Raw genomic sequence first — 15,787 nt, forward strand, 5'->3', positions numbered from 1 at the left:
CTCCCTTCGGATACGCGCCCGTTGGGCGGGCAGGGGCGAGTGAGGGCGCACCACGGCACAGTCCTTCCGGACCGCGTACGGGGCCATGCCGGGCGGTCTCCCAATTCTTGCGGGCCTGTGCGCAGGCGGCAACGAGCAATTGAGACCGCTGACTGGAATGGGTTGGTATGACACTCATATCCCTGCCCAGACGCCCACTGTTCACTCCCCGTTTCACGCCTGGACGGCCAACACCAGGGGGTACACCCCCTCGGCACCCGACCGGCGCAGCAGACGGGCCGCCACGGCGAGCGTCCAACCACTGTCCGACAGATCGTCAACAAGCAGCACGGGGCCCCCGGCCGAGCCCAGTCGCTCCGCCAGGGCGGGAGACACCATCAGCGCCTGGTGCAGCCCGACCACCCGCTGAGCGCTGTTGGTCCGGGAGATCCGCAGCTCCTCGGCCTCCGGCGCGTACTCGACCGCCCCCAGCAGAGGCATCCGGCCGATCTCCGCGATCCGCTGCCCCAGCGAGCCGACCAGCTGCGGCCTGCTGCGCGAGGCCACCGTCACCACACCGGCCGGCCGGGCCGGAGCGTCCGGCGCCCCGGACGCCCAACCCCCAGGCCCCTTCGCCCAGTCGGCGAGCACCCGCACCACCGCCTGCACGACATCGTCGGGAACCGAACCGTCGGACGCCCGCTCGGACAGCAACGGACGCAGCCGGTTTCCCCAGCCGATGTCCGAGAGCCGGCCCAGCGCCCGTCCGCCGAACGACTGCTCGCCCGCGGGGATACGGCCCTTCAGGTCGACGCCCACCGCAGCGAGTCCGGTCGGCCACATCCTGCGCGGCTCCACCTCCACACCGGGACGGCCCAGCTCCCCCTTGGCGGCATCGAGCGCCGCGTCGCTCACCTTCGGGTCGAACCGGGACCCCGCGCAGTTGTCGCAGCGGCCGCACGGCGCGGCCTCCTCGTCGTCGAGCTGACGGCGCAGGAACTCCATCCGGCAGCCCGTCCCCGCCGCGTACTCGCGCATGGCCTGCTGCTCGGCCGCACGCTGCCGCGCCACCCAGGCATAGCGCTCGGAGTCGTACACCCAGGGCCGTCCCGTACTCGTCCAGCCACCCTTCACCCGGTGTACGGCACCGTCCACGTCGAGCACCTTGAGCATCGTCTCCAGCCGGGTCCGCCTCAGCTCCACCAGGGGCTCCAGGGCAGGGAGGGACAGCGGACGGTCCGCCTGCGCCAGGACGTCGAGGGTGCGGCGCACCTGCTCCTCGGGCGGGAAGGCGACCGACGCGAAGTACTGCCAGATCGCCTCGTCCTCCTTGCCCGGCAGCAACAACACCTCGGCATGCTCCACACCACGCCCGGCACGGCCCACCTGCTGGTAGTACGCGATGGGAGAGGACGGCGAACCGAGGTGCACCACGAAGCCCAGGTCCGGCTTGTCGAACCCCATGCCCAGGGCCGACGTCGCCACCAGGGCCTTGACCCGATTGGCCAGCAGGTCCTCCTCGGCCTGCTGCCGGTCCGCGTTCTCGGTGCGGCCGGTGTACGAGGAGACCGTATGGCCGCACTGGCGCAGATACGCGGTGACCTCTTCGGCGGCGGCCACCGTGAGCGTGTAGATGATCCCCGAACCGGGCAGCTCGTCGAGGTGATCGGCCAGCCAGGCCAGCCGGTGCGCGGCGTCGGGCAGCCGGACGACACCGAGGCTCAGGCTCTCCCGGTCCAACGGGCCACGCAGCACCAGCGCGTCGGTCCCCGCGCCGGTACCGAGCTGCTCGGCGACGTCGGCCGTCACCCGGGCGTTGGCCGTGGCCGTGGTGGCGAGCACCGGAACACCTGCCGGCAGCTCGGCCAGCATCGTTCGCAGACGACGGTAGTCGGGCCGGAAGTCATGGCCCCAGTCGGAGATGCAGTGGGCCTCGTCAACCACGAGCAGGCCCGTGGCTGCGGCCAGCCGGGGAAGGGCCTCGTCACGGAAGCCGGGGTTGTTGAGCCGCTCCGGACTGACCAGCAGGACGTCGACCTCGCCCGCCGCAACCTCGTCCTGGACCGTCTCCCACTCCTCCGTGTTCGACGAGTTGATCGTCCGGGCGCGGATGCCCGCACGGGCAGCCGCCTCCACCTGGTTGCGCATCAGCGCCAGGAGCGGGGAGACGATCACGGTGGGACCGCTGCCGGACTCGCGCAGCAGCGACGTCGCGACGAAATACACCGCGGACTTGCCCCACCCGGTCCGCTGGACGACCAGCGCACGCCGCTTGTCCGCGACGAGCGCCTCGATGGCACGCCACTGGTCCTCGCGCAGTCTCGCCGTGCCCGTGGGATCGCCGACAAGGCGGGCGAGTACGGCGTCGGCGGTGGCTCGGAGGGCCGCGCGGTCGGGAAGGCGCTCTGCGTTGGTCATGCCCCCCATGCAACCCGATGACTCGGACAATGCGCGAACGAGCCTCGAAACCTGTGGAAAACCTGGTGAGGACCTCCCCGCCGAGTTATCCACAGGGCTTTCGGAGTCGGCTCACCTCGCGAGACCGTCGTGACCATGAACACGAACCCGCACGAATTCCGTGGAACGACCGAAGCGCAGCAGATCACCCTGCGCGGCCCCGCCGAACTGGCCGACGCCCTGCCCTTCATGCTCGGCTTCCATCCCAGCGACTCCGTCGTCCTCGTGGCCCTCCACGGCGAGCTCGGACGATTCGGCGGCCGGGTCAGGCTCGGCATCCCGCGATCGTCGAGGGAATGGGACTCGACGGCGGAGCAGCTCGCGGAGTGCCTCGTCGACGGCTGCGCCCGGCGTGGCACCCGCCCGGACGGCATCGTCGTCTTCCTCTGTCAGGACCCCCCACCGGGCGAGACGGGCCGCCATGTGATGGAGCGGCTGCGCCCCTTCGCGCAGCGCCTGCGCACCGCCTGCGGCGCACTCGACATTCCCGTCTACGAAGCCCTCTGCATCTCCGACGGCCTGTACTTCTCCTACTGCTGCCCCGACAGCCGCTGCTGCCCGGCCGACGGCACGCCCATGGCGCTCACCGGAACGTCGGTCATGGCGGCCTCGGCCGCCTACGCCGGAATCCAGGTCCGCGGATCCCTGCGGGACATGGAGGCACGACTCAAGCCGCGTCCTTCGTGGCCCGACGAGGAGCAGCAGCGCAAGGCGCTGAACGAGGGCTCGACCCTGATCGTCCCCAAGATCTTCGATGGCCCGCCAGGCGTCGGGCGGGCCGAGGTCAGGGAGACGACGCTCAAGCTCGCCCGGGACATGCTCCGGCGCTTCGACATCCCGTCCGACCCGGCCGGCGCCACGGCGAGCACGCCCGTGACGATCCCGGGGGGCCGCGACGGGACGGCCGAGCAGGACGCGGCGGACGACGCGTCGATCGGGGCCGACGAGGCCGCCACCCTGATTCTCGGCCTTCAGGACCGGGACACGCGGGACCAGGCCGCCGAGTGGATGGAAGGCCGCGAGGGCGCCGCCGCCCTGCGCCTGTGGCGCGCGCTGGCCCGGCGCTGCGTCGCCCCCTTCGACGAGCACGCCGCGGCCCCGCTCACCCTCGCCGGCTGGGTGGCCTGGTCCACCGGGGACGAACCGGCGGCCCGCGCCGCACTGGGCCTCGCGCTGGAAGCCGACCCCGAATACGTCTTCGCCCGCCTGCTGCACCAGGCCTGCAACGAGGGGCTCGACCCCGAGTCGCTGCGCAGCTGCCTGAGGCACGAACGGGAATCGAGGGCGGCCACTGCTGTGGAGGCCCGCGCCGAGGCCCGGCCGATCGGCTCCCAGGACACCCGCCCGCCGGCGGGCGGGGCGGAACGGGTGGACAGGGCAGCCAAGCGAGCCAAGCCGGTGCAGGTGGCCAAGTCGGCCAAGGCCGTCAGGCAGGGCCGGACGGGTGCCGGCACCCGGCCCGGCAAGATCGCGCCCAGGCCGCCGCGGGATGCGGCGGCGCGGCGCGGCGGGCAGCGCGGGACGAGGAGGGAGCGATGACGCCCGTGACCCGGCAGCCCACAGCGGCGTTCACGTCAGTGGCGGAGCCCGACGACCCGTGCCGCCGAACCCTCATCGGTAGTCCGGATCGCACAGAGAGCACCGCACACCACCCATGGCCACCCGTCCCGCCCCGGCCCCCGGACTCCCGGCCGGGCACGCACCCGCCACCGGCCCCAAGCCCCCTGGAGCCGTACGGCCGCCGGAGCTTCCGTCGGTGCACGACGCGCTCCTCTGCGTCGCCCTGCCCGCCGTCGCCGTCTCCTCCAAGAACGGACAGCTCACCGGACACGGTCTCGAAGGGGTCTACGCCTCCGGGCGCCGCCTCCTCTCCCGCTGCGTGCTGCGGGTGGCCGGCCGCGAGCCCCTCGCCCTCGCGGGCCGCCAGGACGCGGCGGACCGTGCTGTATTCCTCTCCGTGGTCCGTATGGCGGGAGACTCCGGGCCCGACCCCGGGCTCACCGTCGAGCGCTCGCGGAGCGCCGACGGAACCGAGCGGATCACACTGCGCAGCTTCGCCGGCAGGCCACTCAGGCTCCCGGTGGAAATCTCTCTGGGGACGGATCTCGCGGATCTGGGCGCCGTCGCGGCCGGGAGGGCGGGAGCCGAGATCGCCGCGAGCGTCCACGGCACGGGGATGCGCTGGACCGCGGAGGACGGCCGGTGCGCGTCCGTCAGCACCGACCCGCCGCCGACCGACGCACTGGCGGCTGCGGGGCTGCTGCGCTGGGAGGTCGACCTCGCTCCCGGATCCGCCCGGACCATCGAACTCAGAGTGCGGGGCGACCGCCCCCACGGACTTCCCGGTCCCACCGGGCCGGGTACCGGCCGTCCCGGTGGCATCGGTGTCGCGGAGGCCAGCGCGGAAGGGGACGACCCTCGGGTCGGCGAGCTGCTGCGTGTCGCCGTCGACGACCTGCGGGCGCTGCTCCAGCGCGACCAGGAACACCCGGCCGACGTCCATCTCGCCGCCGGAGTGCCCTGGCGGTGCGGACCCGTCACCGCCGAGGGGCTCTGGGCCGCGCGAATGGCGCTTCCGCTCGGCACTCGGCTCGCCGTCACGACGCTCCGGGCCATCGCCCGCATCCAGCTCGACGGACCGGGGCCGGCGGCCGGACGCATTCCAGGCCCGCTCAGAGACGCGGGCCCCTTCCTCCCGCCTCGCTGCACGGGAATCGAGGCGACCCTCGCCTTCCCCACGGTCCTCGCGGAGGCCAGGCGCTGGGGCCTGCCCGAGCAGGACCTCGCGGAACTCCTTCCCGCGGCGGAGAGGTGCCTCCTCTGGCTCCGTACCGCGGCCGACCCACACGGGTTCGTCCCGGACCCGGGGCCCGCCGGGCCCTGGCGGGCCGAGACGCAGGCGCACGCCCACCGCGCGGCCGTGCTCGGCGCAGACCTGCTCGACGCCTGCGGCCGACCCGGGGGAGACGGCTGGCGGGACTGGGCCCGCACGCTGCGCGAGCGGTTCCGGGCGGAGTTCTGGATCGACGACCGGTCAGGGGGCAGGCCCGCCGCGGCCCTGGCACCGGGCGGTCGGCCGTGGACACAGCTCGGCGGCTGGGCATCGCACCTCCTCGACACCGGGCTTCTTGGTGGCGGCCGGTACGCGCCCGGCCTGCTGGACAGATCCGCGACCGACCAGCTGGCCCGAATGCTGGGCACCCCCGCGCTGGACTCCGGCTGGGGACTGCGCAGCCTCGGCACCAAAGAGCCGGGCCACAACCCGTTCGGTCACCGGGCGGGCGCGGTCAGGGTCCACGAGACGGTGGTGGCGGTGGCGGGTCTCGCAGCGGAGGGATACGAGAGGGAGGCGGCGTCGTTGCTGAAGGGCACCCTCGACGCGGCGGAGGCGTTCGGCTACCGGCTGCCCGAGATGTACGCGGGAAGCGTGCGGGCGGCAGGTGCGGTCCCGGTTCCGCATCCGGCGGCCTGTCGGCCGGCCGCGGTCGCCGCCGCCGGCGCCGTCCACCTCATGACGGCCCTCGTGGGGATCCGGCCCGACGCTCCGGGGGGCACGGTCGCCCTCCACCCCGTCCGGTCGGCTCCGCTCGGCGCGGTCCAGCTGTCGGGCATCCGGGTCGCCGGTGAGCCGTTTTCCGCACGGGTGAGCCGGCTCGGCCTCGGCATGGTCGAGGAGGCCGCCGACGGCCTCCAGCTGGGGGTCTGATCGGATGTCGCTCGACACGGTGAGGGACGTTGCTGGGAAGCGCGAAGAAGTCGTCGTCGATGCACGGCAGGGGCGTGTTTATCGTCAGGAAGACGACTATGATCACGACATGCCTCCCTACGACCCGTCGGCTTTTCCGCCCTTCGCCGTCACCGTGGACCTGGTCGTGCTCACCGTGCGGCGCCACGCCCTGTGTGCGCTGGTGGTACGACGGGGGGAAGCGCCGTTCCAGGGCAGGTGGGCGCTGCCCGGCGGCTTCGTCAAGGCCGACGAGGACCTCGGCGCGGCCGCCGCGCGTGAGCTGGTGGAGGAGACCGGGCTCTGCGTCCACGACCCGGGCACCCCGGCACCCATGCCCGGCAACGGTGCCCACCTGGAGCAGCTGGCCACCTACGGCGACCCGCAGCGTGACCCCCGGATGCGGGTGGTCAGCGTGGCTCATCTGGCGCTCGCCCCGGATCTGCCGGCCCCGCGCGCCGGCGGCGACGCGAACAGTGCCCGCTGGGCGCCGGTGGAGGAAGTGCTCGGCAAGGACGGTTCGACCGAGAGCGATGAGCAGGCCGAGCCGCTCGCCTTTGACCACGCGCGAATCCTCGCCGACGGTGTCGAACGAGCCCGTTCGAAGATCGAGTACTCCTCACTGGCAACGGCGTTCTGTCCGCCGGAGTTCACGGTCGGCGAGCTCCGCAGGGTCTACGAGGCGGTGTGGGGTGTGGCGCTCGACCCGCGCAACTTCCATCGGAAGGTGACCGGCACACCGGGGTTCCTGGTTCCGGCCGGCGGGACCACGACCCGTCAGGGAGGGCGGCCCGCACAGCTGTTCCGCGCCGGTGGGGCGACACTGCTCAATCCGCCCATGCTCCGTCCAGAAGTCTGACCGCGTCGATCCGTTCCGATCTCCGGCGCCCCCGGGGTCCAACCATGCACTAAAAGTCTGAAATGTGGCGTTATCTTGCTTGGGTAGCCGCCCTGCCGCGGAGCGGTCTCACCTACCGCGAGAGAAGCGATGCTCCAGGCCATCGGACTCACCAGCAGCCCCCGCCGTGACCTCCCGCCCGCCGTGGACGATCTCACCTTCGACGCCCCCCCGGGCCAGGTCACCGCCCTTCTCGGCCCCGCCGGATCCGGCAAGACCACGACCCTGCGGCTGATGCTCGAACTCGAGCCGGGCCGGGGCGTCACCTACTTCCGCGGCCGCCCACTGCAGCGCATCGCGCACCCCGCGGGCGAGGTCGGAGTGCTCTTCGGCGACGTTCCCGGACACCCCTCGCGGACCCTGCGCAGCCAGCTGCGGATGCTGTGCGCCGCAGCCGGGGTCCCGGCGACCAGGGCCGACGACATGCTCGAGTTCGTAGGGCTCGCAGGCCTCCATGACCAGCGCATCGGCAGGCTGGCCCGTGGCATGGACCGCCGACTCGGCCTCGCCTCGGCCCTGTTGGGCGACCCGCACACGCTGTTGCTCGACGAGCCGGGTGCCGGACTCTCCGCCCGCGAGCAGGCGTGGCTGCACCAACTCCTGCGCGCTCATGCCACCGACGGCGGCACCGTCCTCTACACCACCACGAATCCCAAGGACGCGGCCCGCAACGCCGACCGTGTCGTCACGCTCGACAAGGGCCGGCTCGTCGCGGCACAGGACGCGGCCGCCTTCGCCCGTACCCGGCTGCGCCCACGTGTGGCCGTGCGGACGCCCCACGCGGCGCGGCTCGCCGCCGCGGTCACCCAGGAGGCGCGCGCGGCCCGCCGTACCGTCGAAGTGATCGCCGAACGGGGAAACCGTCTCTCCGTGTACGGCAGTGACTGCGCCGCGATCGGCGAGACAGCCTTCCGGCACGGAGTCCTCATCCACCAGCTGGCCGACGAGGTGGGCGACACCGGCCCGCTGGGCCCGCGGGATCCCTCAGGTCCGGCCGAGCCCGAAGAACGCCGAACCGGGGCCTCCTCCGGGCCCGGAACGTCGAGGGCCCGGCGGCCGGCGCGTTCGCCACTGAGGCCGCTGCGGTACGAGATCCGCAGGCTGGCCGGCGTACCGGCGACTCCGCTCGTCGCGGCGGCCGTCCTCGTCGCCTCGGTGGTGATCTCGGTACTTCTCGCGCGCAGCGGCCGGACACCTCTGCCCACGGTGCTGGCCGGATGGCCCGAGCTCTCACCGCTGCCACCCGCCGCACTGGGCGCCGGACTGCTCGGCGCCTTCTCGTTCGGCGACGAGTACCGCTACCCGGCACTCACCACGGGACGCGGTGTCGTGCCGCGCAGGCTCGGGCTGCTGCTCGCCAAGCTGACGGTCGCGGCCGCCGTTGCCGTGGTCCTCGCCGTGCTCGTCGTGGTGGCCGATCTGGAGGCGCTCCGCCTCGTCTACGGCGGAGAATTGGTTCCCGTACCCGAAAACTGGCCGACCCTCTGTGCGAGTTGGCTGGGGTTGATCGTCGGCTGCGCCTGGGCGGGGGTGCTGGGGGCGGGCGTCTTCCGGGTCGCCACGGCGGGAGTGGCAGCCGTGCTCTCGGTGCCCGTCGTCGTTGCTCCACTGCTGCGGCTGGTCAGCTGGGCACCGGCGGGCCGGTCGATCGCCGGACTCCCCGGCCGGCTGCGGGAATTCGCCAGCGTGCAGTGGCCGGTGGCGGCCGACCGCTGGCTGCTGGGTGCGCTGCGCGTGGTGGCCCAGCCCGTAGGGGTGGCGTTGGCACTCGCGTTGACCGCTCTGCTCTGCGCGTATCTGATCACCGGCCTTCATCGCAGAGCGCGTTGGTGATCACACCAAGATCGGAAGCTTTCGCTTCCCCGGCAACTCTCTTGAAAATGCCCATCTATGTCCGATAAATCGTCAATTGTGTAGCGAGTGCCGATCACCCTTTCGTGTGCTTTTCACCAAAGACCTCAAGGGTCACCGGGGCAACGCCGACAAAGGATGCGTGAGTACCCTTGCGCACACCATGATGACCGCCGCCCGCCCCGTCGACTCCGGCCTCGGCGCCCCGGGCGACCTCGATCGCTACCCGTACGCGGAGGCGCCCGTTGCTGGGCGCGTGGGTCCGCCCTCCTGGGAGGGGGTGGAGACGGACCTCGGCCGGGTCGGGCGTCGTAGCGCCGGCAGCCGCGGCCGAGGGCTGCACGGCCAGCTCGTCCAGCAGCTGGGGCAGATGATCGTCTCCGGTGACCTCGGTGCCGACCGCCCGCTCGTCCCGGAGGAGATCGGCCAGCGCTTCGAGGTCTCCCGCACCGTCGTGCGCGAGTCGCTGCGCGTGCTCGAGGCCAAGGGCCTGGTCAGCGCCCGTCCCAACGTCGGCACCCGGGTCAGGCCCGTCAGTGACTGGAATCTGCTCGACCCGGACATCATCGAGTGGCGCGCCTTCGGGCCACAACGCGACGACCAGCGCCGCGAGCTGAACGAGCTGCGCTGGACGATCGAGCCCCTCGCCGCGCGGCTTGCCGCAGGTCACGGCCGTGAGGACGTCCAGCAGCGACTCTCCGACATGGTCGAGATCATGGGCCACGCCTATGCCCAGGGTGACGGCATCACCTTCACCCGGGCCGACGCCGAGTTCCACTCCCTGCTGATCCAGCTCGCCGGCAACCGCATGCTGGAGCACCTCTCCGGCATCGTCGCCGCCGCCCTGCAGGTCTCCGGCGGCCCCGCCACCGGCTGTGACCGCCCTGGTGAGCCCTGCCTGGCGCACCACGCGCGTATCGTCGACTGCCTCGCGGCCGGCGACGCCCAGGGAGCCGAGGCGGCCATGCGGCAGCTGCTCACGGTCCACCCGGAGGTGGAGCGCGTCGTGCCCGCTCCGCGCGAGCACTGACCCCGGCCGTGGCCGGGCGGGCGGAGTGCGCGCATCGCGTGTCGCCGGACCCGCGCGGAACCCGGGGATCATGACGTGTCCCCGGGGCCGCGGGGGTTCCGGCGGCGCGAATGTGGCACGAACACCCGTTCTGACCGATTAGTCGTACATGGGGTGTGACTCGGGCCACGCGGATTGGGCGTAACACTCTTCGAAGTCGTGCGATGACCTAAGAGGTGACAGCCGAGGAAGGAATACAGCAGCCGTGTCAGGCGCTGTGCAGTTCCCCGGTCCAGCCCGCGCCGTCGGCACATTCCCCGTCGACGGTCGTCGGCTCCGGCCCGATCATGGGCGGGGCCGGAAGCCGTTTTCCATCGTTCCGAGAGGTTGTTCGTGTCGGCCAGCACATCCCGTACGCTCCCGCCGGAGATCGCCGAGTCCGAGTCTGTGATGGCGCTCATCGAGCGGGGAAAGGCTGATGGGCAGATCGCCGGCGATGACGTGCGTCGGGCCTTCGAGGCTGACCAGATTCCGCCAACCCAGTGGAAGAATGTTCTGCGCAGCCTCAACCAGATCCTCGAGGAAGAGGGTGTGACGCTGATGGTCAGTGCAGCGGAGTCGCCGAAGCGCGCCCGCAAGAGCGTCGCAGCGAAGAGCCCGGCCAAGCGCACCGCCACCAAGACCGTCACCGCCAAGACGACCGTGACGAAGACCGTCTCGGCCGCCGCGGCGGCTCCGGCGGCAGAGGGCGCGGACCCGGCCGACGAGGCCGGAACCCCGGCCAAGAAGGCGGCCGCGAAGAAGACCGCGGCCAAGAAGACGGTGGCCAAGAAGGCGGCCGCCAAGAAGGCGACGGCCAAGAAGACGGCCTCCAAGAAGGACGCCGACGAGGTCGTCGAGGGCGAGGAGCTCCTCGAGGACGTCGCGCCCGGCAAGGGTGAGGACGAGGAGGCCGAGGGCGAGAACAAGGGCTTCGTCCTGTCCGACGAGGACGAGGACGACGCTCCGGCGCAGCAGGTCGCCGTCGCCGGTGCCACCGCCGACCCGGTCAAGGACTACCTGAAGCAGATCGGCAAGGTCCCGCTGCTCAACGCCGAGCAGGAGGTCGAGCTCGCCAAGCGCATCGAGGCCGGTCTGTTCGCCGAGGACAAGCTTGCCAACTCCGACAAGCTGGCGCCCAAGCTCAAGCGTGAGCTGGAGATCATCGCCGAGGACGGCCGCCGCGCCAAGAACCACCTCCTGGAGGCCAACCTCCGCCTGGTGGTCTCGCTGGCCAAGCGCTACACCGGCCGCGGCATGCTCTTCCTGGACCTGATCCAGGAAGGCAACCTGGGTCTGATCCGCGCGGTCGAGAAGTTCGACTACACCAAGGGCTACAAGTTCTCCACGTACGCCACCTGGTGGATCCGTCAGGCGATCACCCGCGCCATGGCCGACCAGGCCCGCACCATCCGTATCCCGGTGCACATGGTCGAGGTCATCAACAAGCTGGCGCGCGTGCAGCGCCAGATGCTCCAGGACCTGGGCCGCGAGCCCACCCCCGAGGAGCTGGCCAAGGAACTCGACATGACCCCGGAGAAGGTCATCGAGGTCCAGAAGTACGGCCGCGAGCCGATCTCCCTTCACACCCCGCTGGGTGAGGACGGAGACAGCGAGTTCGGTGACCTCATCGAGGACTCCGAGGCGGTCGTCCCGGCCGACGCGGTCAGCTTCACGCTCCTCCAGGAGCAGCTGCACTCCGTCCTCGACACGCTCTCCGAGCGTGAGGCGGGCGTGGTCTCCATGCGCTTCGGCCTCACCGACGGTCAGCCGAAGACGCTGGACGAGATCGGCAAGGTCTACGGCGTGACGCGTGAGCGCATCCGCCAGATCGAGTCGAAGACCATGTCGAAGCTGCGCCACCCGTCCCGTTCGCAGGTGCTGCGCGACTACCTCGACTAGTCCGCGGTCGTACGAGCCGAAGGGCCCGGTTCCCCGAGAGGGAGTCGGGCCCTTCGGCCTTGCGAGGTGCATCGCGCGGGTCTCTGCACGACGCTGGGTTAACCGACATCATCGGAGAGTCAGGAGGCTCTATGCGTCGCCCCATCGCCCGAGCAGTCACCGCTGTCCTGGGCCTGATCTCCACGGCGGCCGCTCCGTTCGCCGCCGCCGCTCCCGCGGCCGCCGACAGTGTCGTGGTGGGCGGGCAGCCCGCCCAGATCGCGGACGCGCCATGGGCGGTCGCCCTCTCCAGCCGTGACCGGTTCGGAGGTACGCGGGCGGGTCAGTTCTGCGGGGGAGCGGTCGTAGCGCCCACGCGGGTGCTGACCGCGGCCCACTGCCTGGGCAGGGACGTCCTGGGCGGTGCGCCCTGGGAGCTTTCCGACTTCAAGGTCATCGCGGGCCGGAGCGCCCTCGGCGGCGCGGGCGGGCGGGAGGTCCGTGTCACCGGCACCTGGATCAGTCCGGACTACGACCCGACAGCCAACGCCAACGACCTGGCCGTACTGACGCTGGCGAGCCCGCTGCCCGAGTCGTACGTGATCACGCCGGCCCGCGTCGGTGACGCGGCCGAGGCGCCGGGGACGGCCGCGGACGTGTACGGGTGGGGGGACACCACCGGCAAGGGGACCTACGCCTCCGGACTGCGTGCGGCGCATGTCCAGGTCCTGCCCGACGCCGCGTGCGAGCGGGCCTACCCCGGTGGCTTCGGGACCGTGTACCGCGCCGACACGATGCTGTGCGCGGGCGACCCGCAGGGCGGCAAGGACGCCTGCCAGGGGGACAGTGGCGGGCCGTTGGTGGCCGATGGGCGGCTCATCGGTCTGGTGTCCTGGGGCAGCGGCTGTGGGCAGGCCGAGAATCCGGGCGTCTACACGCGGGTCTCGACCGTGCTGCCGGCGAACCTCTGAGCCTCGGGCGCGAGAACGGGCGGCCACCCCCGTTGAACGCGGGGGTGGCCGCCCGTCGTCCGGTCAGCGACCGGCCCATGGCTCGTCGTGAATGCGAGGCGTCAGCGGTCCTCGTCTACTGCCTTGGCCGGCACGTCGGTGAGCCGGTCCGTCTCATCCTGTATTTCCGCGGCGATCTTCTTGAGTTCCGGCTCGAACTTGCGACCGTGGTGGGCGCAGAAGAGCAAGTCACCGCCGCTGGTCAGGACGACGCGCAGGTACGCCTGGGCGCCGCAGCGGTCGCAGCGGTCAGCGGCCGTCAGGGGGCTCGCGGGGGTCAGAACAGTAGTCACGTCGCCTCTTCTCTAGCTCGACGAGCTGTCGTACCAGGGTCAACATCCAACCAGGCCGAAAACGTTCCCGCTCGTGGCTTTTCCTCGAAACTTCTTCCTGAGGTGGCTGCTGCTGCCGGTTGGCGGCGAATGAGCCGTATTGCGTCGCTCTACGGATTTCGCATTGCTTGTCTCGGTTTCGTCCTCCCGGCTGGGTTGCCGGTTGTTCATGAGGACGTGCCCGGAGCCTAAATGGTTCATGCGCGGAAGGGAACGTGATGTTCACGTCACCCCATCGAGGGATCGAACACCCATACGACTCTGCACTAGCATGAGAAATCAGGAGGGTGGCGTGACAACGGCTCTACCAGGCATCGGTACCCTCTGACCGGTGACCGACGCCGGGCCTTACCCCACCGGGCCAGTTTTCAAATTCAGCGAGGAGCGAACCGCGTGACCGCCGAAACGTCCGTGCCGTCCAGTGCGCTGCTGACCGCAGACCGTGACGGTTCCAACTACACCGCGCGGCACCTGCTCGTACTCGAAGGGCTCGAAGCGGTCCGCAAGCGCCCTGGTATGTACATCGGGTCCACCGACAGCCGCGGCCTGATGCACTGCCTCTGGGAGATCATCGACAACTCGGTCGACGAGGCTCTCGGCGGCTACTGCGACCACATCGACGTGATCCTCCACGACGACGGCTCCGTCGAGGTGCGCGACAACGGGCGGGGCATCCCGGTCGACGTCGAGCCCAAGACCGGGCTGTCCGGCGTCGAGGTCGTCATGACCAAGCTGCACGCCGGCGGTAAGTTCGGCGGCGGCTCGTACGCGGCCTCCGGCGGTCTGCACGGCGTGGGCGCCTCCGTGGTGAACGCGCTGTCGGCCAGGCTCGACGTCGAGGTGGACCGGAACAGCTCCACCCACGCGATCAGCTTCCGCCGCGGTGTCCCGGGCATCTTCACCGAGCAGGGCCCCGACAGCCCCTTCGACCCGGGCAACGGGCTGCTGAAGGGCAAGCGCGTCCCCAAGGCCCGCACCGGTACCCGCGTGCGGTACTGGGCGGACCGCCAGATCTTCCTCAAGGACGCCAAGCTCTCCCTGGACCACCTCCACCAGCGCGCACGCCAGACCGCCTTCCTGGTGCCCGGCCTGACCATCGTGGTCAGGGACGAACGGGACCTGGAGGGCGTGGGCAAGAGCGAGGAGACGTTCCGCTTCGACGGCGGAATCAGCGAGTTCTGCGAGTTCCTCGCGCAGGACAAGGCCGTCTGCGACGTGCTGCGCCTGACCGGTCAGGGCACCTTCAAGGAGACCGTCCCGGTCCTCGACGACCGCGGTCACATGACCCCCACCGAGGTCACCCGTGAGCTGGGCGTCGACGTGGCCCTGCGCTGGGGCACCGGCTACGACACGACGGTCAAGTCGTTCGTCAACATCATCGCCACCCCCAAGGGCGGCACCCATGTCTCCGGCTTCGAGCAGGCCATCACCAAGACGGTCAACGAGGTCCTGCGCTCCGCCAAGATGCTGCGCGTCGCCGAGGACGACATCGTCAAGGACGACGCCCTGGAGGGCCTCACGGCCGTCGTGACGGTCCGGCTCGCCGAGCCGCAGTTCGAGGGGCAGACCAAGGAGGTGCTCGGCACCTCGGCCGCCCGCCGGATCGTCGCCACCGTGGTCGCCCGGGAGCTGAAGGCCTTCCTGACGTCCACCAAGCGCGATGCCAAGGCCCAGGCCCGCGCCGTCCTGGAGAAGGCCGTCGCGGCCGCCAGGACGCGCATCGCGGCCCGCCAGCACAAGGAGGCGCAGCGCAGGAAGACCGCGCTGGAGTCCTCCTCGCTCCCCGCCAAGCTCGCCGACTGCCGCAGCGACGACGTGGAGCGCAGCGAGCTCTTCATCGTCGAGGGAGACTCCGCGCTCGGCACCGCCAAGCTCGCCCGCAACAGCGAGTTCCAGGCGCTCCTGCCGATCCGAGGCAAGATCCTCAACGTCCAGAAGTCCTCCGTCTCGGACATGCTCAAGAACGCCGAGTGCGGAGCGATCATCCAGGTCATAGGAGCCGGCTCGGGCCGCACCTTCGACATCGACGCCGCCCGCTACGGCAAGATCGTGCTCCTCGTCGACGCCGACGTCGACGGCGCGCACATCCGCTGCCTGCTGCTGACCCTCTTCCAGCGCTACATGCGCCCGATGGTCGAGGCGGGCCGGGTCTTCGCCGCCGTCCCGCCGCTGCACCGCATCGAGCTCGTCCAGCCCAAGAAGGGCCAGGACAAGTACGTCTACACCTACTCGGACAACGAGCTGCGCCAGACCCTGCTTGAGTACCAGCGCAAGGGCATCCGCTACAAGGACGCCATCCAGCGCTACAAGGGCCTCGGCGAGATGGACGCGGACCAGCTGGCGGAGACCACGATGGACCCGCGCCACCGGACCCTGCGCCGTATCAACATCGGCGACCTGGACTCGGCCGAGCAGGTCTTCGACCTGCTCATGGGCAACGACGTGGCACCCCGCAAGGAGTTCATCACCAGCTCCGCGGCGACGCTCGACCGCTCGCGGATCGACGCCTAGCCGCAATGCCGGTGACTTAAATGTCCTGCGCTCGTTGGTTGTGGTGTGGCGAGGGTGGGGCAGGTCAGGGTGCCTGCGGGTGAGCGGTTGTCGGAC

Annotated in this window: 10 protein-coding genes; 8 read left to right on the forward strand and 2 right to left on the reverse strand. The window is 71.1% G+C overall.

The genetic code is table 11. The features are described from left to right. Nucleotides 1-213: 213 nt before the first annotated feature. The gene (locus ACFUJR_RS23935) at nt 214-2,397 is read right to left on the reverse strand and encodes a RecQ family ATP-dependent DNA helicase (RefSeq protein WP_383168498.1); all 2,184 of its coding nucleotides are present in this window, start codon (nt 2,395-2,397) and stop codon (nt 214-216) included. Nucleotides 2,398-2,532: 135 nt separating this feature from the next. On the opposite strand from ACFUJR_RS23935, the gene ACFUJR_RS23940 reads away from it, so the two are divergent. The 7 genes from ACFUJR_RS23940 (at nt 2,533) to ACFUJR_RS23970 (ending at nt 12,809) form a co-directional block, all read left to right on the forward strand. After that, nucleotides 2,533-3,975 carry a DUF4192 domain-containing protein gene (locus tag ACFUJR_RS23940; RefSeq protein WP_383168495.1) on the forward strand — a complete coding sequence of 481 codons (1,443 nt, stop codon included), beginning with the start codon at nt 2,533-2,535 and terminating at the stop codon, nt 3,973-3,975. A gap of 115 nt (nt 3,976-4,090) precedes the next feature. Beyond that, a complete protein-coding gene (locus ACFUJR_RS23945; protein WP_383168492.1) occupies nt 4,091-6,142 on the forward strand; it encodes a glycogen debranching N-terminal domain-containing protein in 2,052 nt (683 codons plus the stop codon). A 109-nt stretch (nt 6,143-6,251) separates the two neighbouring features. Then, on the forward strand, nt 6,252-7,019 hold the full coding sequence (locus tag ACFUJR_RS23950; protein WP_383168489.1) for an NUDIX domain-containing protein: 768 nt from the start codon (nt 6,252-6,254) through the stop codon (nt 7,017-7,019). Between the two features lie 129 nt (nt 7,020-7,148). Continuing rightward, nucleotides 7,149-8,891: an ATP-binding cassette domain-containing protein gene (locus tag ACFUJR_RS23955; protein ID WP_383168486.1), complete on the forward strand. Its 1,743-nt coding sequence runs from the start codon at nt 7,149-7,151 to the stop codon at nt 8,889-8,891. Between the two features lie 160 nt (nt 8,892-9,051). Further along, complete coding sequence (locus ACFUJR_RS23960) at nt 9,052-9,939, forward strand: FadR/GntR family transcriptional regulator (protein WP_383168483.1); 888 nt, start codon at nt 9,052-9,054, stop codon at nt 9,937-9,939. Between the two features lie 372 nt (nt 9,940-10,311). Beyond that, nucleotides 10,312-11,859: an RNA polymerase sigma factor gene (locus tag ACFUJR_RS23965; RefSeq protein WP_383168480.1), complete on the forward strand. Its 1,548-nt coding sequence runs from the start codon at nt 10,312-10,314 to the stop codon at nt 11,857-11,859. A gap of 131 nt (nt 11,860-11,990) precedes the next feature. Further along, nucleotides 11,991-12,809 carry a serine protease gene (locus ACFUJR_RS23970; protein ID WP_383168477.1) on the forward strand — a complete coding sequence of 273 codons (819 nt, stop codon included), beginning with the start codon at nt 11,991-11,993 and terminating at the stop codon, nt 12,807-12,809. 101 nt (nt 12,810-12,910) lie between these two features. Here ACFUJR_RS23970 and ACFUJR_RS23975 read toward each other — a convergent pair whose 3' ends face one another. Next, nucleotides 12,911-13,141, reverse strand: a complete 231-nt coding sequence (locus tag ACFUJR_RS23975; protein ID WP_137992866.1) for a hypothetical protein — start codon at nt 13,139-13,141, stop codon at nt 12,911-12,913. Between the two features lie 432 nt (nt 13,142-13,573). Here ACFUJR_RS23975 and ACFUJR_RS23980 point away from each other — a divergent pair, with 432 nt between their 5' ends. Beyond that, on the forward strand, nt 13,574-15,691 hold the full coding sequence (locus ACFUJR_RS23980) for a type IIA DNA topoisomerase subunit B (protein ID WP_383181509.1): 2,118 nt from the start codon (nt 13,574-13,576) through the stop codon (nt 15,689-15,691). Nucleotides 15,692-15,787 lie beyond the last annotated feature (96 nt).

This window comes from Streptomyces sp. NPDC057271 (assembly GCF_042668715.1).
Classification (GTDB): Bacteria; Actinomycetota; Actinomycetes; order Streptomycetales; family Streptomycetaceae; genus Streptomyces.